General features: G+C 61.6%; 22 protein-coding genes. 10 read left to right on the top strand and 12 right to left on the bottom strand.

All coding sequences use genetic code 11. The annotated features are described in order from the left end of the window. Positions 1-4: 4 nt before the first annotated feature. From WNY80_RS11145 to hemC, 3 genes are all read right to left on the bottom strand, one after another. Entirely contained in the window at positions 5-1,513 is a 1,509-nt protein-coding gene (locus tag WNY80_RS11145) for a mitofilin family membrane protein (RefSeq protein WP_342887432.1), read from the bottom strand. Between the two features lie 90 nt (positions 1,514-1,603). Then, entirely contained in the window at positions 1,604-2,368 is a 765-nt protein-coding gene (locus WNY80_RS11140; protein ID WP_342887431.1) for a uroporphyrinogen-III synthase, read from the bottom strand. Positions 2,369-2,377: 9 nt separating this feature from the next. After that, entirely contained in the window at positions 2,378-3,307 is a 930-nt protein-coding gene (gene hemC, locus WNY80_RS11135; protein ID WP_342887430.1) for a hydroxymethylbilane synthase, read from the bottom strand. 200 nt (positions 3,308-3,507) lie between these two features. Here hemC and tsaD point away from each other — a divergent pair, with 200 nt between their 5' ends. From tsaD to WNY80_RS11100, 7 genes are all read left to right on the top strand, one after another. Then, a complete protein-coding gene (tsaD, locus tag WNY80_RS11130) occupies positions 3,508-4,590 on the top strand; it encodes a tRNA (adenosine(37)-N6)-threonylcarbamoyltransferase complex transferase subunit TsaD (RefSeq protein WP_342887496.1) in 1,083 nt (360 codons plus the stop codon). 99 nt (positions 4,591-4,689) lie between these two features. Then, a complete protein-coding gene (locus WNY80_RS11125) occupies positions 4,690-4,983 on the top strand; it encodes a YciI family protein (protein WP_342887429.1) in 294 nt (97 codons plus the stop codon). 1 nt (position 4,984) lies between these two features. Then, positions 4,985-5,422: an EVE domain-containing protein gene (locus WNY80_RS11120; protein ID WP_342887428.1), complete on the top strand. Its 438-nt coding sequence runs from the start codon at positions 4,985-4,987 to the stop codon at positions 5,420-5,422. A gap of 22 nt (positions 5,423-5,444) precedes the next feature. Then, positions 5,445-6,092, top strand: a complete 648-nt coding sequence (locus WNY80_RS11115; protein ID WP_342887427.1) for a methyltransferase — start codon at positions 5,445-5,447, stop codon at positions 6,090-6,092. Between the two features lie 149 nt (positions 6,093-6,241). Continuing rightward, on the top strand, positions 6,242-6,514 hold the full coding sequence (locus WNY80_RS11110; RefSeq protein WP_342887426.1) for a BrnT family toxin: 273 nt from the start codon (positions 6,242-6,244) through the stop codon (positions 6,512-6,514). Further along, positions 6,480-6,764, top strand: a complete 285-nt coding sequence (locus tag WNY80_RS11105) for a BrnA antitoxin family protein (protein ID WP_342887425.1) — start codon at positions 6,480-6,482, stop codon at positions 6,762-6,764. Before WNY80_RS11110 ends, WNY80_RS11105 begins: the two co-directional genes overlap by 35 nt. 199 nt (positions 6,765-6,963) lie before the next feature. Further along, positions 6,964-7,374 (top strand): DUF1761 domain-containing protein, encoded by a 411-nt coding sequence (locus WNY80_RS11100; RefSeq protein ID WP_342887424.1) that lies wholly within the window; start codon positions 6,964-6,966, stop codon positions 7,372-7,374. Between the two features lie 18 nt (positions 7,375-7,392). On the opposite strand, the gene WNY80_RS11095 is transcribed toward WNY80_RS11100, so the two are convergent. After that, positions 7,393-7,941, bottom strand: a complete 549-nt coding sequence (locus WNY80_RS11095) for a L,D-transpeptidase family protein (protein ID WP_342887423.1) — start codon at positions 7,939-7,941, stop codon at positions 7,393-7,395. Between the two features lie 156 nt (positions 7,942-8,097). Between WNY80_RS11095 and WNY80_RS11090 the strand changes: the two genes are divergently transcribed. Both WNY80_RS11090 and WNY80_RS11085 read left to right on the top strand, forming a co-directional pair. Continuing rightward, positions 8,098-8,781, top strand: a complete 684-nt coding sequence (locus tag WNY80_RS11090; protein ID WP_342887422.1) for a response regulator transcription factor — start codon at positions 8,098-8,100, stop codon at positions 8,779-8,781. Between the two features lie 58 nt (positions 8,782-8,839). Further along, entirely contained in the window at positions 8,840-9,298 is a 459-nt protein-coding gene (locus WNY80_RS11085) for a cyclic nucleotide-binding domain-containing protein (RefSeq protein ID WP_342887421.1), read from the top strand. Between the two features lie 28 nt (positions 9,299-9,326). Here the strand turns inward: WNY80_RS11085 and WNY80_RS11080 are convergent, their stop codons facing one another. The 8 genes from WNY80_RS11080 to tesB form a co-directional block, all read right to left on the bottom strand. Next, on the bottom strand, positions 9,327-10,139 hold the full coding sequence (locus WNY80_RS11080) for an exodeoxyribonuclease III (RefSeq protein WP_342887420.1): 813 nt from the start codon (positions 10,137-10,139) through the stop codon (positions 9,327-9,329). 137 nt (positions 10,140-10,276) lie between these two features. Next, a complete protein-coding gene (locus WNY80_RS11075) occupies positions 10,277-10,963 on the bottom strand; it encodes an outer membrane lipoprotein carrier protein LolA (protein WP_342887419.1) in 687 nt (228 codons plus the stop codon). Positions 10,964-11,044: 81 nt separating this feature from the next. Beyond that, on the bottom strand, positions 11,045-13,675 hold the full coding sequence (locus tag WNY80_RS11070) for a DNA translocase FtsK (protein ID WP_342887418.1): 2,631 nt from the start codon (positions 13,673-13,675) through the stop codon (positions 11,045-11,047). A gap of 187 nt (positions 13,676-13,862) precedes the next feature. After that, positions 13,863-15,200 (bottom strand): ammonium transporter, encoded by a 1,338-nt coding sequence (locus tag WNY80_RS11065; protein ID WP_342887417.1) that lies wholly within the window; start codon positions 15,198-15,200, stop codon positions 13,863-13,865. A gap of 31 nt (positions 15,201-15,231) precedes the next feature. Then, the gene (locus tag WNY80_RS11060; protein ID WP_342887416.1) at positions 15,232-15,582 is read right to left on the bottom strand and encodes a P-II family nitrogen regulator; all 351 of its coding nucleotides are present in this window, start codon (positions 15,580-15,582) and stop codon (positions 15,232-15,234) included. Positions 15,583-15,952: 370 nt separating this feature from the next. Further along, positions 15,953-17,281, bottom strand: coding sequence for an ammonium transporter (locus WNY80_RS11055; protein ID WP_342887415.1), 1,329 nt, complete (start codon positions 17,279-17,281; stop codon positions 15,953-15,955). A 31-nt stretch (positions 17,282-17,312) separates the two neighbouring features. Continuing rightward, positions 17,313-17,663, bottom strand: coding sequence for a P-II family nitrogen regulator (locus WNY80_RS11050; RefSeq protein WP_342887414.1), 351 nt, complete (start codon positions 17,661-17,663; stop codon positions 17,313-17,315). Positions 17,664-17,881: 218 nt separating this feature from the next. After that, positions 17,882-18,760 carry an acyl-CoA thioesterase II gene (gene tesB / locus WNY80_RS11045; protein ID WP_342887413.1) on the bottom strand — a complete coding sequence of 293 codons (879 nt, stop codon included), beginning with the start codon at positions 18,758-18,760 and terminating at the stop codon, positions 17,882-17,884. A gap of 155 nt (positions 18,761-18,915) precedes the next feature. On the opposite strand from tesB, the gene WNY80_RS11040 reads away from it, so the two are divergent. Beyond that, complete coding sequence (locus tag WNY80_RS11040) at positions 18,916-20,142, top strand: ubiquinone biosynthesis hydroxylase (protein ID WP_342887412.1); 1,227 nt, start codon at positions 18,916-18,918, stop codon at positions 20,140-20,142.

The following is a 20,142-nucleotide window of genomic DNA, read 5'->3' as shown; positions in this document are numbered from 1 at the left end:
TCTCCTAGTTGGCCGGGGCGGCAGAAGCCGCTGACGGCGCCATCGCGGCGGCGATCAGCTTTTCTGCACGGGCACGCGCGGCCAGCGCATTGCCATAATCGGAAGCGGCGGCGCGGGACGCTTCGGGAAGCGTGTTCCATTCGCTGACCGCAGCATCGAGATCGCCGTTGAGCAATCGCGTTTCGGCGCGGGCGACAATTGCCTCGACGCTGTCGCCGGCGACGTCGCCGACCTTGCGCACCTTGACCACCGACATCGCGCTCGACATCAGCCTGTCCACCAGCCCGGCCTCGGGATCACCGGGATTGGCCGCTGCAATCGCCTTGCTCGCAGCATCGGAAAAACCCGCGACCAGTTCGGCGCGGCTCGGGACACCACGCGTGGCAAGGTCCCGGAGTTCGGCTACCGCAGGATCATCCGGGGCCACCGAGGCAAAGGCCTCGAGTTCGCTGGTGAACGAGCCGCCCCGGTCAATTGCCGACTTGAGACCCGTTGCAGCGATGGCGCGCGCCAGATCGATCTGCCGTGAGGGCGCATCAACCTGTTCGGAAAGCTTCTGCTGCGCCTGTTCCAGCTCGCTGATCTTGCTTGCCAGCGCATCGGAACGCGATTGAAGCTCCACCAGCGATGCCTGAAGCCCGCTCTGGGCCGCCTTCATTTCGCTCATTTCGGCAGCCAGTGCCGGATCGGCAGCGGTTTCGACACCTGCATCGGCAAGCTCGGCAATTTTGCTCTCGAGACCTGCAAGCCGGTTTTCCAGTGCACTCAGGGCTGCCGGATCACTGCCATCGCCGGCGGAATTCTCCGCCGCCTTGGCAAGATCAGCTTCCAGACTGTCGAGACGGGCTGAAAGCTCCGCCGGAATGGCCGAAGCGTCAGCACCGCCGGAAGCGGACACTTGTGCCGACAGCGATTCAACCTGTGATGAAAGTGCATCAACCCTGGATGCCACCGGCGCAACCTGGTCACTGCCCGCACCGGGAGCAGGCAGGATCCCGCCTGCCTGCAGGGCATAACCGCCACCAAGCGCGATCACGGCGCCAATCAGGCCGGACATTACCATGCCAACACCGCCGCCGCTTTTGGAAGGTGCCGCCGCAGGCTTGGCGCTCGCTGCACCCGCCGAACCGGCCGTTGCCGGCTTGGGCTTCGTGTCCGCGGATTTGCTGTCTTTCGGATCTGCAGTCTTGGCCGAATCCGGTGCTTTGGCCGGTTGCGCCGATGCATCCGGCTTCGAGCCGGCTTTCGGATCAATTTTGGGATCACTCTTCAGATCGGGCGCAGGCTTGGAGGTACTGTCGCTCTTCCCAGCCGCATCGGTTCCACCGGATTTCACAGCCTTGCTGTCAGTCTTGTTCGGCTCCACCGGATCGGGCGTCCTGGCAACTGCCGGTCCGGTTGCGGACGGCTTTGCTTTCGACGTCTCACCCTTCGGCGTCACGTCGGTGGCATCGAGGTCAATGGTCACGGGTTTCGGCGATTTGGAGTGTCGCGGGGTGGGGCCCTTGCTCATGGCATCTCCTGAATGGTCTGGTTTGAAGCGGCTGATCTTGCGCATTCTTTGGTTGCAATACGCTCAAACCGTGGCGGTTGTTCCGGCAAATCATCCCAACGCGGCAAGCGATGCAAGCAGGCTGTCCTCGTCTGGACGCTCGGCAACGGTCGCACGTTCGCGCCAGGTCTCGCGCAATTGATCGGCAATTGCCGGCGACAGGCAGAGGAAACGAGTGAAATCAAGGGTTTTTGCAAGGTTGGCGGCGTCAACCAGCTCCGAAAACCATCGCGCGGCGTTGGCCGAATAGAACAGGACGACGTCTGGTGACGGCGACAATAAGTCCGATTTTAAGATGTCAGTCGAATAACTTATTTCCTCCATTTTGTAGCATTCGACCACCGTAAAACCGTGTTTGCCTCCCTCGAGCGCCGTCTCGATCACCCGCGTGCGCGGCACACCCGCCAGATAGACCAGCGCGCCCGGACGAACCGCCGAACCGGCCGGTTGCCCGTCGTCCGCATCTCGGTCCAGCAGGTGGGTCAGGGTCGCCGTCAGGGCCTCTGCCGTTCCCCCGCCTTCGGCAACGTGGACAAACCCCGCTTCCCGCGCCGCCTGTGCCGTCGCAGGCCCGACAGCGTGAACGGGCACATCGACGAGCCCCGTTCCGCTCACACCGCCATTGCCGAACATCGCAAATGCCCGGGCGCTTGTGACGATCAGCCCGCTGATCGCCTCGACCGGCGGCAGATCATCAAGCCCCGCGGTAACCACGGTCTCGAACAGCGGCATCCGCACCGGGACATGGCCTAGCCTGGCAAGCTGATCGGCAGTGCGCTGCCCGCCCGGTTCCGGCCGTGTCACCAGAACACGCATGGCCCCGCCTCAGGCCCAGCTGTCGAAAAAGCTGCTGCCGGCACGTTCGCGCACCTCGGTCCCGGCTTCGGTCCCCAGTGCTGCGGCATCACCGGTGGCTCCGCTGGCGCGGCTTTCATGCCAGACGGTGCCGTCAGGGGTGAGAATCATCCCGAAAAACGAGATCCGGTCGCCCGAAATCGTTGCATGCCCGGCAATCGGGGTGCGGCAGGACCCGTCAAGCGCAGCCAGATAGGCGCGTTCGCACAACAGCGCCGCTTGCGTGTCGGCATGATTGATCGGCGCCAGCAATTCGGCGGTGCGCGCATCATCAAGACGGGCCTCGATACAGATCGCACCCTGCCCGGGTGCCGGCGGAAAACTTTCCGAATCAAGCAGGTCAGTGATGACCTCGGTGTAGCCGAGCCGCTTCAGTCCGGCATGGGCAAGCAGCGTCGCATCGACCACACCCTCGTCGAGCTTGCGCAACCGTGTTTCCACCTGTCCCCTGAAGGTGATCACCGAGACATCCGGACGCAACCGCCGGATCAGCGCCTGGCGCCTCAGCGAAGCCGATCCGACCACCGCATTGCGCGGCAGGTCTTCAAGCCGCGGTGCCGTACGGCCGATAAATGCATCCCGCACATCCTCGCGCTCGAGAAAGGCCACGAGGCCGAGCCCGTCAGGCAGCACCGTCGGCATGTCCTTGGATGAATGCACGGCCAGGTCCAGCCGCCCGTCGCTCAGCTGTTCTTCGATTTCCTCGGTGAAAAGCCCCTTGCCGCCGATTTCCGACAGCGGCCGGTCCGTCACCCGGTCGCCCTTGGTCGACAGCACGACAATCTCGAAAGCCTCTTCCGGCAAGCCATGCACAGCCATCAGCCGGGCGCGTGTTTCAGAGGCCTGCGCCAGTGCGAGCGGACTGCCGCGGGTCCCGATGCGGTAAGGTTTCATTTGCAAGACATCCGATCCGTTGTTACCGACAGACAGGTACCGGGATCATCTCCCGAGCGCAACATTCGGGCTCATGCATGTCACGTTCAACTGGCTTCATTTGAACGTGACATGCATGCATCACTTCAAGGCATTTGCAGCGCACGTCCCACCGGATGCATCCGCTGCAGCACCAACAGCAAAGACCAGGCATGAAAACCGGCAGCATGGACATTCTGGGAATCGAGACGAGTTGCGACGAGACAGCCGCCTCCGTCGTCCGCCGCCACCCCGACGGCAGCGGCGAAATTCTCTCCGACGTGGTGTTGAGCCAGCTCGACCTGCATTCCGACTTTGGCGGCGTGGTGCCCGAACTGGCCGCCCGCTCGCATGTCTCGACACTCGACCGGCTGGTTATCCAGGCACTTGAGGAAAGCAGCGTGCCGCTTGCTGATGTCGATGCGGTCGCGGTCACGTCCGGCCCCGGCCTGATCGGCGGACTGATGGTCGGGCTGATGACGGCCAAGGCCATTGCCATGGCGGCTGGAAAACCCTTCATCGGCATCAACCATCTCGAAGGCCATGCGCTGACCGCGCGGCTGACCGACAATGTGGCCTTCCCCTACCTGCTGCTGCTGGTATCGGGCGGCCACACCCAGATCGTGCTGGTCAAGGGGGTGGGCGAGTATGAGCGCTGGGGCACCACCATCGACGATGCGCTCGGCGAGGCCTTCGACAAGACCGCGAAACTATTGGGTCTCGGCTATCCCGGCGGCCCGGCCGTGGAACAGGCAGCCCTTGCAGGCGAGCCCAAGCACTTCCGCCTGCCGGTGCCGATGCGGCGCGACCCGCGGCTGGATTTCTCCTTCTCCGGCCTCAAGACCGCCGTGCGGCAGATGGCGGAAGAGCAGGCGCCCCTGTCGCAGCAGACCATCGCCGATCTGTGCCTCGCCTTCCAGACATCGGTCACGTCCAGCATCGACGACCGGATTGCGATGGCGCTTGATCGCTTCAATGAGCGTTTCGGAACCGAATCAAAGCCTGCGCTGGTGGTCGCGGGCGGTGTCGCCGCCAACAAGGCAATCCGGGCCACGCTTGAAAACCGCGCCTCCAAAGCCGGTTTCCGCTTCATCGCGCCACCGCTCAACCTGTGCACCGACAATGCGGTGATGATCGCCTGGGCCGGCGCCGAACGCCTGGCCGCAGGTTTGCCGGCCGATGAGCTCAGCCTCGCCCCCCGCTCGCGGTGGCCGCTCGATCAGACCGCCACGGCCGTGATCGGTCATGGCAAACGTGGCGCAAAGGCCTGAGCCGGTATTGAAACCACCGGCCCGGCAGGGCATAGAATTCACCGGCAGATGGATCGGCCGTTCTGATCGCTGCCACAAACACCACCTGATGGAGAATTCATGCTTTACGCCCTGATGTGCAAAGACAAGCCCAACTCACTCGACAAGCGGATGGCCGAGCGGCCCGCTCATGTCGAACACCTCAAGGCACTGGATGCACAGGGTATCCTGAAGATGGCCGGACCGCTGCTTGACGATGACGAGAAGCCGATGGGCAGCCTGGTGATGATTGCCGCCGACAGCAAGGCCGAGGCCGAAGCCATCGCCGCACGCGATCCCTATGCCATCGCCGGCCTCTTCGAATCGGTCGAAGTGCGGGCCTACAATTGGGTCTTCAGGAATCCGGAGGCATAAGATGGCCTACTGGCTGTTCAAGTCCGAGCCATTCAAATGGTCCTGGGAAATGCAGAAGGCCAAGGGCGACGTTGGCGAGCAGTGGGACGGCATCCGCAATTATCAGGCGCGCAACAACATGCGCGCCATGAAACTCGGCGACAAGGCCTTCTTCTACCACTCCAATGAAGGTCTTGAAGTGGTCGGCATTGCCGAGGTCTGCAATCTCATCCATCCCGACACCACGACCGACGACCCGCGCTGGGAATGTGTCGATATCCGCGCCGTGTGCGACATGCCCAAACCGGTGACACTCAAGGATGTGAAGGCCAACCCGAAACTGGCCCAGATGAGCCTGGTGACATCAATGCGGCTGTCGGTTCAGCCGGTGACCGAGGAAGAGTATCTCGAGGTCTGCCGCATGGGCAATCTCGACAATCCGCCACGATCGCCGGAGTGACACGCGATAGCGGAGCGGCTTGATGAAAACCGAGCCGGAGATCTTCATCCGCGCCAACACCGCGCTTGGCTCGCCGCCACATGTCCCGGAAATCCGGCTGCATCTGGCCGATGAAGCCCACGAGTTGTGGCTCAAGACCGAGGAAGAACTCGATGCACTTGGCCTGCCGCCGCCGTTCTGGGCCTTTGCCTGGGCCGGCGGCCAGGGTCTTGCGCGGCATGTCATCGACCATAAGGATCTGGTCGAAGGCAAATCGGTTCTCGATTTCGCCACCGGCTCTGGCCTTGTCGCCATCGCCGCAAAGCGCGCAGGCGCTGCCAGTGTCACGGCTGCCGACATCGATCCCTGGGCCGCAACCGCAACCCGGCTCAATGCAGCTGAAAACGGCGTCAGCTTCGACTTCCGCCAGACCGATCTGATCGGGAATGACGAGGGCTGGGACGTCGTCCTCGCCGGCGACGTCTTCTACGACCAGGCCATGGCAAGTCTGATCTGGCCCTGGTTTAGCGCCCTGGCGCAGCGCGGCGCCCTAGTGCTGGTGGGCGATCCCGGCCGGGCCTACTGCCCCCGCGACAAAATGGATCTTCTAGCCACCTACAACGTGCCGGTCACCCGCGCGCTGGAAGACAGCGAAATCAAGAGGACGTCGGTGTGGCGGATCGCCGGGTGAGGCAAAAGTGTTTTCTCTTGAGATGTATATACGTTTTGTATATACAATATTAATCGACATCGTCGATACGATTAATAATGACACCCCCTCAATTGTGAGAACCGAAATAGGAACAAGTATGTAGAAAAATACATTCCAAGTACTAGAAAATGGAATTCGAATGGGACGAAGCCAAACGTTCCGAAATTTATCAAAAACACGGCGTCGACCTGTTAGAGGCGGCCCTTATTTTTGAAAACAATGTTTTGGAAAAAGAAGACACACGCAGGGATTATGGCGAAAAACGCATGATCGCTCTGGGTATTGCCGACGGCGAGATTTACACGGTCGTTTATACCAGGAGAGGTGAAGTTTATCGCCTCATAACAGCGTGGAAAGGAGGTCAAAGTGACCGGGCAAGGTATGAAGAAAGCAAGTCTTAGCGACCTGCGCAAGATGAAGGAACGGGGCGAAACACAGGCTCCCGCCAATGCACAAGCCGCACCAGAGCTGCCAAAGGATTTTTGGGATGATGCGATCTTGGTCAATCACACCAAGACCAAGGAGCCAATCAGCTTGCGCGTCGATGCAGATGTCCTTGAATTCTTCAAAGCGCAGGGAAAAGGCCATCTGACGCGAATGAATGCGGTCCTGCGGTCGTATGTTGACGCGCACCGGTCAAAAGGCAGCTGACAAGGCGCGCCACCCTTCCGGTAATAATCCATTACCTTGGCAAGGCTTGATACTCAGACATCCGGAACCCGCCCGGTGTGCAGACAGCACGACCTGCTGGTCTTTTCGGGCCGTTTTTCGAATTCAGATCGACACCCGGCTGACCACTAAAAGAGTGCGCGATTCGTGGTATATTCCGCCTTTTGAACGGGAGAGGCACATGAATTTCGCGGGCATGAACTATCTGGCGATCCTGGTCGCTGCCATCGTCGCCTTCGTCATCGGCGCGATCTACTATTCAACGCTGACCAAGCCCTGGATGAAGGCGGCAAGGCTTGATCCTGCCGGGTCGAAACCGGCAATGGCACCGCTGATGATCACCACCTTCATTCTCGAACTTGGACTGGCCTTCGTCACCGCCGGCATCATCGGCCATCTCGGGGCCGGTCAGGTCACGCTGTCCAACGGCATCATTTCCGGGCTTTTCATCTGGGCCGGCATCATTTTCACCACCATGACCATTAATCAGCGGTATCAGAATTTCGGCTGGGACCTGACCCTGATCGACGGCCTGCACTGGCTGCTGGTAATGATCGGGATCGGCGCGACGATCGGCCTGTTCGGGGTCTGAGCCTTTTGGACCGCCGGTCTATTCGACGCGGATCATGGTTCCGCGCCTGAGCAACGGCATGAGTCTCAGCATGTCGCGGCGTTTGAGCGCGATGCAGCCTTGTGTCGGCGGAAATCCGGGTTTGGCCACATGCAGGAATATCGCGCTGCCCGCCCCGCGCCGCCGTGAACGGATGTTCCAGTCGAGCACGAAGCCGAAATCATAGAGAATGTCGTCGCGAACCAGGGTTTCATGGCTCGCGGCAAACGGCAGCCGCACATGCCTGTTGTAAGCCGCATGGTCCGGTGCGTCACACCATCCGTCCCTGCGGCCCACCCGCCGCAATTTCAGCCCGGCATGGTCCGGCGTCAGCATGCCGCCACGGCGGAACCCGGCCAGAACGGCCATCGCCGCGCGCGGCGTGCCGCCATCGCCTTCCCGCTTGAACGCGGTAACGCCTCCGCGTCCCAGCGCCGCCTGAAGCGTCATTGGCCCGATACGAACCAGCGCCTTCAACCGGTCGGTCGGCGACACACGCACCGCGAATGTGTGGGCCTGGGGCCGTTTCAGCGGCGGTTTGTGTAACATCGGCCTCACGTTCAAGTGCTCCTGCTGTGACCAGACACGACTATTTAGCACTTTGCCCTCGCGCCGAAAGTGCCTAAACAGGAACACAATGCCATATGACACATCCGTGACGCCGGACCGCTCCGGAATTGACGCCCGATGAAGAAGGAAGCCGCAATGACCGCTCGCTCGATCCTGCTGGTAGATGATGACGATGACCTCAGGGAAACCCTTGTCGAACAGCTTTCGCTCTATGAGGAATTTGCCATTTCCCAGGAATCCTCGGCAACCAAGGGGGTGCAGGCAGCGCGGAACGAACATGTCGACCTTCTGATCATGGATGTCGGCCTGCCCGACATGGACGGGCGCGAAGCCGTCAAACTGCTGCGCAAGGGCGGCTTCAAGTCGCCGATCATCATGCTCACCGGCCACGACACCGATTCCGACACCATTCTCGGGCTTGAGGCCGGCGCCAACGATTATGTCACCAAGCCTTTCCGCTTTGCCGTGCTGCTGGCCCGCATCCGTGCGCAGCTGCGCCAGCATGAGCAGAGCGAAGACGCCACCTTCACCGTCGGCCCCTATATCTTCAAGCCGAGCCAGAAGCTGCTGATCGACGAGAAGGGCGGCAAGATCCGGCTGACCGAGAAAGAAGCGGCCATCATCCGCTATCTCTATCGCGCCGACCAGAAAGTCGTCACCCGCGATGTGCTGCTGGAAGAGGTCTGGGGCTACAATTCGGGTGTTACCACCCATACGCTCGAAACCCACGTCTACCGCCTTCGCCAGAAAATCGAGGCCGATCCCTCGAATGCCGAAATCCTGGTGACCGAAAGCGGTGGCTACAAGCTCATACCCTGATGTCGGCCTGCTGCCATTGGCCGGCTTTCACTGACACCGGTTTTCAAGGAGTGCATCCGTGGCTCTGAATGACGATATCGCCCTATTGTCGATTGTCCCGCTGTTCAGCGATATCAGCGAGGACAAGCTGCGGCTGATCGCGTTTGGCGCGGAACGGCGAAAGATGCAGGCCGGCCAGATGCTGTTCCGGCAAGGCACCCCCGCCGATTGCGCGTTCGTGGTCGCCAGCGGCCGTTTCGAGTTGTCGCGGACCGGCAAGGATGGCCGCGCCATCTCTCTCGGCTTCGCTGAACGCGGCACCCTGCTTGGCGAACTGGCGATGGTGACTTCGGTCAACCGGTCGATGAGCGCAATTGCGCCGGACAATGCCGAGGTTATCCGCATCAACCGGCCGCTGTTCCGCCGCATGCTGGAAGAATATCCGGACATCGCCGGTATCGTCCGTCAACGGATCGAGGAAAACATGGCGGCGCTCAATGCAGATCTGGGCAAGATATCCGGGCGCTTCGCCACCTGACCCGTCCGGTTGCCCGATCCGTCAGCCTTCAAAAATCGAAATGGGCCGTCACGGGGACATGGTCGGATGGCCGTTCCCAGCCGCGCGCTTCACGCAGCACATCGATGCGCTTGAGCGCCGGCGCCAGATCCGCCGATGACCAGACATGGTCCAGCCGCCGCCCGCGATCGGCCGCATCCCAGTCCTTGGCCCGGTAACTCCACCAGGTGAAGATCTTCTCTTCCGGCGGAATATGGGTGCGAATCAGGTCGACCCAGGCACCCGCCTTCTGCATCGCCAGGAAATTCTCGGTCTCGACCGGAGTGTGGCTGACCACCTTGAGAAGTTGCTTGTGCGACCAGACATCGGTTTCAAGCGGCGCGATGTTGAGGTCACCGACAAGAATCGAAGACACGCCGTCGGCCAGTTCCGCTTCGGCATGAAGCAGCTTCATCTCCTCGACGAAATCCAGCTTGTGCGCGAATTTCGGATTGATCTCGCGGTCCGGCTCATCGCCACCCGCAGGCACATAGAAATTGTGAATCCGGATCCGTTTCGATCCCGGCGCCTCGACAATTGCCGAGACATTGCGGGTATCCTCGATCGCACAATAGGTCTGCCGGCGGTCATCCGTCAGCGGCAACCGCGAGATGATCGCAACGCCGTGGTAGCCCTTCTGGCCATGTATCGCGAGATGCTCGTAACCGAGCTTGCGGAATGCAGCGCTCGGAAAGGCGTCGTTGGGACACTTGGTCTCCTGCAGGCACAACACGTCAGGCTGCTCGGTTTCCAGAAAATGCTGCACCAGCGGAAGCCGGAGCCGGACGGAGTTGATATTCCAGGTCGTAACGGAGAACGCCAAATCGAAATCGCCTTCTTGGATGGGAACCAGCCTTATGTGGCCGATTACCCAGGCAAGGGCAAGCCGATCCGGCGGCGCCGGAGCTTTTCAGCGCTCATCCACAAACAATTCAGGCTTCGATCGGGAAAACCGCCGGATCAGCGATCGCTCGGGCGCTTCTGCGGCTGGACCTGCGCATAGGGCACCTCGAAGACGTCGTCGGCAAACCTGACCCCGTTCCGGACATTGAAGATCATCACGGACGTATCCTTGCCCTGTGCATCGCGGATGGTCCACTGCCTCAACTCGAAGGTTTTCGGGTCGAACATCATGCTGATGGTCGAATCCCCGAAAATCGACTTGTTGCCCAGCACGATCGTGGTCAGGTCCGGATCTTCCTTGACCGAACGCACCGTTTCGCCCGACAGGTCGATCCGTTCCGAAAGCAGCAGTTTCAACGGTGTCTTGCCCAGCGGATAGAGATCCCATGTCCTGAGCTTGCGATTGCCGATCACGACATTCTTGCCGTCGGCGATCACCCGCACCGCCGAAGGCGCTTCATAGTTGAACCGCAGCTTGCCCGGGCGCTCGATGAAGAACTTGCCACCGGTCTGCTCGCCATTGGGTCCGAACTGGATGAATTCGCCGGTCATGGTTTTGACCGAGGCGAAGTGATCGGCCACCTTCTGCGCCGTCTGCGCCGCACCTGCGCTGCCCGGAAATGCCACAAGTCCGGCGGCGGCCGCCATCAGGGTCAGGCCAAGGCCCAAGCCTCCGCCCAGCAGGGCGCGGCGGACGGAATCGGGGCGGTCGGTCATCGTGGTGGATATGCTCTGCTTCGACATCTCTGTCTCCGTTTTCTCTCAGCCTCTGTCTCGCCCAAGACTGCGGCGCCAGTGTGACGTGCGGTTCGCGCTCGCACTCACCTAGCGCGGATCGATATCGTCTTCGGTCGGCACCAGGATTTCGCGTTTTCCGGCATGATTGGCGGGGCTGATAATGCCTTCGTTTTCCATCCGCTCGATCAGCGAGGCGGCACGGTTGTAGCCAATCCCGAGCCGGCGCTGGATATAGGATGTCGATGCCTTGCCGTCACGCAGCACGATGGCCACGGCCTGATCATAGGGGTCGTCGGAATCGGCGAGGTTCGAGGTTCCCGCCGGTCCGCCACCGCCATCCGCTTCGTCGTCATCCTCGGTGATCGCATCGAGATATTCCGGTACGCCCTGTGTCTTGAGGAACGAGACGATGTCCTCGACTTCCTTGTCCGAGACGAAGGGTCCGTGAACACGCTGAATACGCCCGCCGCCGGCCATGTAGAGCATGTCGCCCATGCCCAAGAGCTGTTCGGCGCCCTGCTCGCCCAGAATGGTGCGCGAATCGATCTTCGAGGTGACCTGGAAGGAGATACGGGTCGGGAAGTTGGCCTTGATCGTGCCGGTGATGACATCCACCGACGGACGCTGCGTCGCCATGATCACATGGATGCCGGCAGCACGCGCCATCTGCGCCAGGCGCTGCACCGCGCCTTCGATATCCTTGCCTGCGACCATCATCAGGTCGGCCATCTCGTCGATCAGCACGACGATATAGGGCAGCGGCGTCAGTTCGAACTCTTCGGTCTCATAGACAGCCTCGCCGGTCTGGCGGTCAAAGCCGGTCTGAACGGTGCGGGTAATCGGTTCGCCCGTGGCCTTTGCCTGCTCGACCCGCGAGTTGAAACCATCGATGTTGCGCACGCCGATCTTCGACATCTTCTTGTAGCGCTCTTCCATCTCCCGGACGGTCCATTTGAGCGCCACGACGGCCTTTTTCGGATCAGTCACCACCGGCGTGAGCAAATGCGGAATACCGTCATAGACCGACAGTTCGAGCATTTTCGGATCGATCATGATCAGCCGGCACTTCGATGGGTCCATCCGGTAAAGGATCGACAGGATCATCGTGTTGATGGCAACCGATTTACCCGAGCCGGTGGTACCCGCCACCAGCACGTGCGGCATCTTGGCGAGATCGGCGATCACCGGTTCGCCGCCGATGGTCTTGCCGAGCGCCAGCCCGAGCTTGGCCTTCGAGGTCTCGAAATCGCGGCTGGCGATCAGTTCGCGCAGATAGACGGTTTCCCGCTTCTGGTTCGGCAATTCGATGCCGATGGCATTGCGTCCGGGCACCACGGCCACACGAACGGCAATGGCGCTCATCGAACGGGCGATGTCATCGGCAAGCCCGATGACCCGAGAGGATTTTATACCGGGCGCGGGCTCGAGTTCGTACAGGGTCACGACAGGACCGGGCCGGACGTGAATGATCTCGCCCTTGACCCCGAAGTCCTGCAGAACACCTTCGAGCATGCGCGCGTTCTGCTCGAGCGCCTCCGGCGACAGCGAGGTGTCCTTGGCCACATTCCGTGCCTCGGTCAGCAGGTGGACCGACGGCAGTGAAAAGCCGTGATCGTCAAGCATGGAGCCCTGCGCATCGCGGTGCAGACGGGCACCCGGCTTGGGCCGCTCGGCGGGGGCTGAAATACGTGGAGACGGCGTGGCTCGAGCCTGGGGCGGCGCAGCCTGGGGCCGCCAGTCTGCTGCAGGGTCTTCGTCATCCCCCATGTCGTCGGACAGAACGCCGTCCGGAAGCGGCTCGTCATCAATGTCGAATGGCGGCGCGTCGTCAACCGGCACGGGCCGCGCACGGGCTGCCGGTGCCGCTGCGAAGCCGGGCTCTATTCTCTCCCCGGCCGGATATGGGCCGCCTTCAAGGGTCTCGCCACCGCCCTGCGCATAGGCACCGTTCAGATCGAGTGGCGAATCCGGCATGATCCGGAGTTTCCGCAAACCTGCCAGACCGGTCAGCCGCCGGACACGGCCACGGATGGTAAACCAGCCATGGGTGATCGCACCGAGGACCAGCGAACCGCTCGTAGCCTCGTCGATCTCCTCGTCATCCTCGGCAACAGGCGCATCCCTGACATCGGCTGATACCGGGCGGCCGATCAGGCCGGCGCCGAACACCAGCAACCAGCACGCCACCGGGGCAATCAGCAAGCCGAGGATCACGGCAACCAGGCCGGAGGGGAAGCCACCGGTAAACACCGACGGGATCTTCAGCGCCATGTCACCGAGCACGCCGCCAAGCCCGTTGGGCAGCGGCCAGCTCTCCGAGCGCGGCAGCAGGCCGAACAGGGCCGCCGTCAGCCAGGCGCCACCGAACCACGCGGCGCCGCGGCGGGACATCCGGTCGACAGGCCGGTTGCGCAGCAGACCGATGGCCCAGAACAGCGCCGGAAGCAGGCCGATAACCCCAGCAAGCCCGAAGAACTGCATGACAAGATCCGCAAACGCCGCACCGGAAAAACCCAGCGCATTGTGCGGAATCGCACCATTGGCATTGGAGAAACTCGGATCGGTGACATTCCAGGTAGCCAGGGCCGCAACCGCAAGCATCAGCCCGGCAAGAATTGCCAGGCCGGCAATGAACCGGACCTGCCGCCGCACCAGTTCACCCACAAGGGTGCTGTGGGAGGGAACGCCTGACGGAAGTGAGGAAGAGCCTGACTGCATGGGTACACAATGTCCGAATCGGGTTTTTGGGCCCTTACACGAACCCATCTCCGGCAAATCTAACCGGTGGCGGGTTAATGTGGCATTAACCATGCAGCACGCGGGGGCGGCAATATTGGCCGCCCCAACGCAAAGACGCGGCCCGGAGTGCCGGACCGCGTCTTGAATGTCGTCAGATCAGGCCTGGTCAGCCGTGATAGGCAGCTTCGCCATGCGAGGCCAGGTCGAGGCCCTGACGTTCGTCTTCGATGCTGACACGCAGACCAAGGGTCATGTCGACAATCTTGTAGAGGACAAACGAGGCAATACCGCACCACGCGATGGTGATGCCGACCGCCGAGGCCTGGATCACGAACTGCGAACCGGCGGCATAGCCCTCGCCGCCAGCGCCGCCAAGGCCCGGCATGTTGACGACCGCGGTGCCAAGCGCACCGACAATGCCGCCAACGCCATGGATGCCGAACACGTCTGCGGTGTCGTCATAGCCGAACTTGTTCTTCACCACGGCAACGAAGTAGTAGCACACGCCCGAGGCGACTGCGCCCAGCGCAATGGCGCCAACCGGGCCGGAGAAGCCGGCAGCAGGCGTCACGGCCACCAGGCCAGCAATCATGCCGGAAACGGCACCCAGCAGCGAAGCCTTGCCGCGATGCAGCGTTTCAATCGCTGTCCAGGCAAGAATTGCACCGGCAGTTGCGGTGAACGTATTGATCATCGCCAGCGCCGCGCCACCATTGGCTTCAAGGTTGGAGCCGGCATTGAAGCCGAACCAGCCGAACCACAACAGCGCTGCCCCGACCATTGTCAGCGTCATCGAGTGCGGTGCCATCATGTCACGCCCGAAGCCGGTGCGCTTGCCCACCATGATCGCGCCGATCAGGCCGGCAATACCGGCATTGATGTGCACGACGGTGCCGCCGGCAAAGTCGAGCGCGCCCATCTTGAACAGCAGGCCGTTGGCATCCCAGACCATATGGGCGATCGGGAAGTAGACGAAGGTGACCCACAGCGCCACAAACAGCATCACCGCCGAGAACCGGATGCGCTCTGCAAATGCGCCGACGATCAGCGCCGGGGTAATGCAGGCAAACGTCATCTGGAAGGCGATGAAGATATATTCCGGAATATTGACGCCATCGGTGAAGGTGGCCGCTTCGCTGGCAGGCGTGACACCGGCCAGGAACATCTTGGCGGTTCCGCCCCAGAAGGCGCTTTCCGAACCACCGAAGGCAAAGGAATAGCCGTACAGGACCCAGATCACCATCACCATCGCGGTGATCAGCGTGCATTGGACCAGCACCGAAAGCATGTTCTTGGTTCGCACCAGGCCACCGTAAAACAGCGCCAGGCCGGGCAGGATCATCAACAGGACCAGGATGGTCGAGATCAGCATGAACGTGGTGTCGCCCTTGTTGATCGTTGCGGCGGCTGCTTCGGTTGCTTCCTGTGCAAAGGCCGGAACAGCCAGCGCTGCCATAGCGCCTGCCGTCGTCAGGCCGAGCCTGAGCGGGGATTTATGTGACATCTGAAGTGTCATGGGAGTGTCTCCTGTTGCCTTACAACGCATCGGTGTCGGTTTCGCCGGTGCGGATGCGCATGGCCTGGTCAATCGAGTAAACGAAAATCTTGCCGTCGCCGATCTGGCCGGTCTTGGCTGACACGGCGATGGCTTCCACCGCCTTGTCGACGAGATCCGAGGCGACGCCGATCTCGATCTTCAGCTTGGGCAGGAAGCTCACCGCGTATTCGGTGCCGCGATAGATCTCGGTGTGCCCCTTCTGCCGGCCGTAGCCTTTGACCTCGCTGACGGTCAGGCCCTGAATGCCGATTGCCGTCAGGGCTTCACGCACCTCGTCCAGCTTGAACGGCTTGATGATGGCCATCACAATTTTCATCTGGTTTCCCATCCTGGTTGTCAGAGGCCAGTGCGCCTCTCATGACAGCCAGTCCGGCACATGCAGGACCGACCACTTGCCCCTCTCCCAATCAAGTGCCGTGCCAAACGCCATTGGCGGCGAAAATCAGCCGAATCCGCATGCATCCGGCTATGCCCGACGGCAAGTTGTCGGTTTTTTGAGCACAATGGTCCGGATAAATGGCGTAATTTTCATCACTGCCACTTTGTGCGCCAACCCGGAAACCCAGCCCGCTTTGGTGGTGAACCCGGAATCTCGAGCAAGAATGACGAGCAGGAGCCGCAAACAAAAGGAGGCCCGGCGAACCGGGCCCCAAAGAAGGGGTGGACATCCACCCCGACGGGATTCGTTTACAAGGTGATCAGACCTTGGTGAATTCCGGATAGGCTTCGACACCGACTTCGGCCATGTCCATGCCCATCATTTCCTGCTCTTCCGTGGCACGGATGCCGACGGTCGATTTCAGCACGAACCAGATCACGCCCGAGAGCACGAAGGTGAAGGCGCCGATCGAGACGATACCCAGGATCTGGGTGCCGTAGGACATGTCGGGGTTGGAGAACGGCACGATGAATGTGCCCCAGATGCCGGCCAGAAGGTGAACCGGGATCGCGCCAACCACATCGTCGATCTTGAGCTTGTCGAGCATCGGCACGGCAAACACCACGATCACGCCACCGATGGCACCGATGACGATCGCCGTCAGCGGCGAAGGCATCAGCGGTTCGGCCGTGATCGAGACCAGGCCGGCAAGCGCGCCGTTGAGCGCCATGGTAACGTCGACCTTCTTGTAGAGGATCTGGGTCAGGATCATCGCTGCAACCACGCCGCCACAGGCTGCGAGATTGGTGTTGGCGAAGATGCGGCTGATGTCGGATGCGTCACCGTTCGAGCCCAGTGCAAGCTGCGAAGCGCCGTTGAAGCCGAACCAGCCGAGCCACAGGATGAAGGTGCCGAGCGTGGCGAGCGCCATCGACGAACCCGGCATCGGGGTGACCTTGCCGTCCGCGCCATACTTGCCGCGGCGTGCGCCGAGGATGATGGCGCCTGCGAGAGCCGCCCAGCCACCGACCGAGTGAACCAGTGTCGAACCGGCAAAGTCGGAGAAGCCAGCTTCGGAAAGCCAGCCGGCGCCCCACTGCCAGGAACCCGTGATCGGGTAGAGAACGCCGGTCAGGATGGCGGTGAAGATCAGGAAAGGCCACAGCTTGATGCGCTCGGCCAGCGTGCCCGAAACGATCGAGGCCGTGGTGGCGCAGAACACCATCTGGAAGAACCAGTCGGATGCAACCGAGTAGTCGCCCTCATTGGCGGCGCCCGCATCAGGCCAGCTGTAAGGCATTGGCGTGCCGAAATAGCCGCCGTCGACATTGGTGTACATCAGCGAATAGCCGATGACCCAGAACATCAGGCCGGCGATCGAATACAGCGCGATGTTTTTCAGGCACTGCATGGAGACGTTCTTGGAACGGACCAGCCCGGCTTCCAGCATGGCAAAGCCTGCCGCCATCCACATGACGAGAAATCCGCCGATAAGGAACAGCAGCGTGTTGAAGATGAAGGCGGTTTCCGCAGCCGTTGCGAATTCCGGTGCGGCTTCTGTCGCTTCCTGGGCGAAGGCCGGAGCGGCAAAGGCCGCCAGTGCGCCCGCGGCCATCAGGCCAAGCCGAAGCGGGGATTTATGTGACATCTGAAGTGTCATGGGATTATCTCCTGTTGCCTTACAACGCGTCGGCGTCGGTTTCGCCGGTGCGGATGCGCATGGCCTGGTCAATCGAGTAAACGAAGATCTTGCCGTCGCCGATCTGGCCGGTCTTGGCTGACACGGCGATGGCTTCCACCGCCTTGTCGACTGCATCTGTTGCAACCGCGATTTCGATCTTCAGTTTTGGCAGAAAGCTCACCGCATATTCGGTCCCGCGATAAATCTCGGTATGCCCCTTCTGCCTGCCGTAGCCTTTGACTTCGCTGACGGTCAGGCCCTGAATGCCGATCGCTGTCAGTGCTTCACGCACTTCGTCCAGCTTGAACGGCTTGATGATGGCCATCACAATTTTCATCTGGTTTCCCATCCTTGTTGTCCGCGGCCATGCCGCCCCTCATGACAGGATCCCCAACACGCGTTGGATCACCCGCCTGACCACAAGCAAATCAAATGCCGTGCCAGTTTCGCAAAAACCGGACAACACATTGTTATTTCAGGGGAAAAATTTGAATGGGAGATCTGCCGCGCAATCTGTTGTGCAGCGTATGGCTAATTATTAGGCATAAAATATTGCGTGTCTATTTTTTAGGCGTTTGTCCGGTCCCGGATCAATCCCTCTTGCGCCACCGAGGCAATCAGCTTCCCGTCGCGCTGGTAAAGGCTGCCCCGGGTGAAGCCGCGCCCGCCATTGGTGTTGGGCGAATCCATGCTGTAGAGCAGCCAGTCATCAAGCTTCGAAGGCCGGTGAAACCACATCGCGTGGTCGAGGCTGGCAACCTGGAGGTTGCGGTCGAACACCGACCGCCCATGTGCAAACAGCGCCGTGTCGAGAAGCGTCATGTCGGACAGGTATGCCAGGATCGCCGCCTGGATGATGTGATCATCTGGCACCGGGCCGGTGGTCCGGACCCACACCTTCTGCTGCGGCTCGAGTTTCCTGTCGGAAATATAGTGCTCCAGCGACAGCGGCCGCACCTCGATCGGGCGCTCGCGCTCCCAGTAGCTGCGGATGTGATCGGGTGCGCCCGTCAGGAATGCCTCCCGCATTTCCTCCTTGCCCGGCAGGTCCTGCGGCTGGGCCACGTCGGGGATCGGGTCCTGGTACTCAAGCCCCTCCTCGACCTTCTGGAAGGAAGCCGACAGCGAGAAGATCGCCTTGCCATGCTGGATCGCCACCACCGAGCGGGTAGCAAAACTCAGGCCGTCGCGGATCCGGTCAACCTCGTAGATGATCGGCGCTGCCGGATCGCCCGGCCGCATGAAATAGGCATGCAGCGAATGCACCGGCCGGTCCGCCGCGATCGTGCGCTGCGCCGCCACCAGCGCCTGGCCGATCACCTGCCCGCCGAAAACACGCTGCCAGCCGACCTGCGGGCTGGTTCCGCGAAACAGGTCCTGCTCGAGCCGTTCGATATCGAGGCTGGAGAGCAATTGTTCCATGGCGGTGGGAGCTGGTCGCGACATTTTGGTATTCTCGCAGAGGTGGGCTGAAGGATGACAATGCGGTATACGGTGTCAAGACGCCACTGCAAAGAGCGTAGCCGCCATATGCGGCAGGACAACCGCTGTGATGCTGCCCGCACAATAAAGGCCGGACAGATCTTGAGAAGGAAGATGCGATGACGACCCCAAGCCTCGATATCCTGGTATGTGGTGGCGGATATGTCGGCCTCTCGGCTGCCGTGGCGCTCAAGCTCGCGGGCCCTTCCCTCGATATTGCCGTGATCGACGCGGCGCCGCCCGAAGTCTGGCGCAAGGACCAGCGCGCCTCGGCAATCGCGGCCGGCGCCAAGCGCCTGCTGACCACGCTGGGTGTTTGGGGGGCGATAGAACCCGAGGCCCAGCCCATCAACGACATGGTCATTACCGATTCGCGCACCTCCGATCCGGTACGCCCGGTGTTTCTGACATTTGACGGTGCGATCGAGGACGGCGAGCCTTTCGCCCACATGGCGCCGAATGTCGCCATGGTGAGAGCACTGCGCGACAAGGCCGCCGAAATCGGCATTCCCATCCACCAGTCTGCGGCGGCATCCGCACTCGCCATCACCGAAACCAGTGCCCGCGTTGAAACAGCCGATGGCCGGGAATTCACGGCCAGGCTCGTGGTCGCCGCCGATGGCGTCAAATCCAGCCTGCGCGAGATGGCAGGCATCAAGACCCAGCGCTGGGAATACGGCCAGTCCGGCATTGTCACCACGGTCAAGCACGAGCGGCCGCACAATGGGCGCGCCGAAGAACATTTCCTGCCCTCCGGCCCCTTCGCCATCCTGCCCCTGACCGGAAACCGTTCGTCACTGGTCTGGACCGAACGCACCGAGGACGCCAACCGGCTTGTCGCCGAAGACGATTTCGTCTTCGAGGCCGAACTGGAACGCCGCTTTGGCCATCATCTCGGCACATTGACCGTCGAAGGCGGCCGCCGGGCCTTCCCGCTCGGATTGACGCTGGCGCGTGAATTTGTCCGGCCGCGGCTGGCGCTGGCCGGTGACGCCGCCCACGGAATCCATCCGGTAGCAGGTCAGGGCCTCAATCTCGGCTTTCGCGATGTTGCCGCCCTGGCCGAAACGGTTGTCGAGGCAAACCGGCTTGGCCTCGATATCGGCGCGCTCACGGTTCTCGAGCGCTACCAGACATGGCGGCGGTTCGACACGGTCCGCATGGGCGTTACCAGCGACATCCTCACCCGCATGTTCTCAAACGACATCACGCCGTTGCGGCTGATCCGGGATTTCGGCCTCGGCCTTGTCGACAGGATGCCGGGGATGAAACGCTATTTCATCAACCAGGCAGCCGGCATCCCCGATGCTTCCGGCCCGCGCTTGCTGCGCGGCGAGACCATCTGA

It is taken from the genome of Hoeflea sp. AS16, assembly GCF_038900095.1.
Lineage (GTDB): Bacteria > Pseudomonadota > Alphaproteobacteria > Rhizobiales > Rhizobiaceae > Hoeflea.
Note: the sequence above shows the minus strand (reverse complement) of the source record. Positions and strands in the feature narration are given on the sequence as shown.

What these genes read in the sequence shown, in the direction of transcription:
- WNY80_RS11075 (WP_342887419.1), bottom strand. Translation starts at nt 10,963, where the DNA reads ATGTCGAAGCAGAGCATATCCACCACGATGACCGACCGCCCCGATTCC.
- WNY80_RS11115 (WP_342887427.1), top strand. Translation starts at nt 5,445, where the DNA reads ATGAAAACCGAGCCGGAGATCTTCATCCGCGCCAACACCGCGCTTGGC.
- WNY80_RS11065 (WP_342887417.1), bottom strand. Translation starts at nt 15,200, where the DNA reads ATGTCACATAAATCCCCGCTCAGGCTCGGCCTGACGACGGCAGGCGCT.
- WNY80_RS11090 (WP_342887422.1), top strand. Translation starts at nt 8,098, where the DNA reads ATGACCGCTCGCTCGATCCTGCTGGTAGATGATGACGATGACCTCAGG.
- tsaD (WP_342887496.1), top strand. Translation starts at nt 3,508, where the DNA reads ATGGACATTCTGGGAATCGAGACGAGTTGCGACGAGACAGCCGCCTCC.
- WNY80_RS11125 (WP_342887429.1), top strand. Translation starts at nt 4,690, where the DNA reads ATGCTTTACGCCCTGATGTGCAAAGACAAGCCCAACTCACTCGACAAG.
- WNY80_RS11100 (WP_342887424.1), top strand. Translation starts at nt 6,964, where the DNA reads ATGAATTTCGCGGGCATGAACTATCTGGCGATCCTGGTCGCTGCCATC.
- WNY80_RS11110 (WP_342887426.1), top strand. Translation starts at nt 6,242, where the DNA reads ATGGAATTCGAATGGGACGAAGCCAAACGTTCCGAAATTTATCAAAAA.
- tesB (WP_342887413.1), bottom strand. Translation starts at nt 18,760, where the DNA reads ATGTCGCGACCAGCTCCCACCGCCATGGAACAATTGCTCTCCAGCCTC.
- WNY80_RS11040 (WP_342887412.1), top strand. Translation starts at nt 18,916, where the DNA reads ATGACGACCCCAAGCCTCGATATCCTGGTATGTGGTGGCGGATATGTC.
- WNY80_RS11095 (WP_342887423.1), bottom strand. Translation starts at nt 7,941, where the DNA reads ATGTTACACAAACCGCCGCTGAAACGGCCCCAGGCCCACACATTCGCG.
- WNY80_RS11050 (WP_342887414.1), bottom strand. Translation starts at nt 17,663, where the DNA reads ATGGGAAACCAGATGAAAATTGTGATGGCCATCATCAAGCCGTTCAAG.
- WNY80_RS11070 (WP_342887418.1), bottom strand. Translation starts at nt 13,675, where the DNA reads ATGCAGTCAGGCTCTTCCTCACTTCCGTCAGGCGTTCCCTCCCACAGC.
- WNY80_RS11140 (WP_342887431.1), bottom strand. Translation starts at nt 2,368, where the DNA reads ATGCGTGTTCTGGTGACACGGCCGGAACCGGGCGGGCAGCGCACTGCC.
- WNY80_RS11060 (WP_342887416.1), bottom strand. Translation starts at nt 15,582, where the DNA reads ATGGGAAACCAGATGAAAATTGTGATGGCCATCATCAAGCCGTTCAAG.
- WNY80_RS11055 (WP_342887415.1), bottom strand. Translation starts at nt 17,281, where the DNA reads ATGTCACATAAATCCCCGCTTCGGCTTGGCCTGATGGCCGCGGGCGCA.
- WNY80_RS11145 (WP_342887432.1), bottom strand. Translation starts at nt 1,513, where the DNA reads ATGAGCAAGGGCCCCACCCCGCGACACTCCAAATCGCCGAAACCCGTG.
- WNY80_RS11120 (WP_342887428.1), top strand. Translation starts at nt 4,985, where the DNA reads ATGGCCTACTGGCTGTTCAAGTCCGAGCCATTCAAATGGTCCTGGGAA.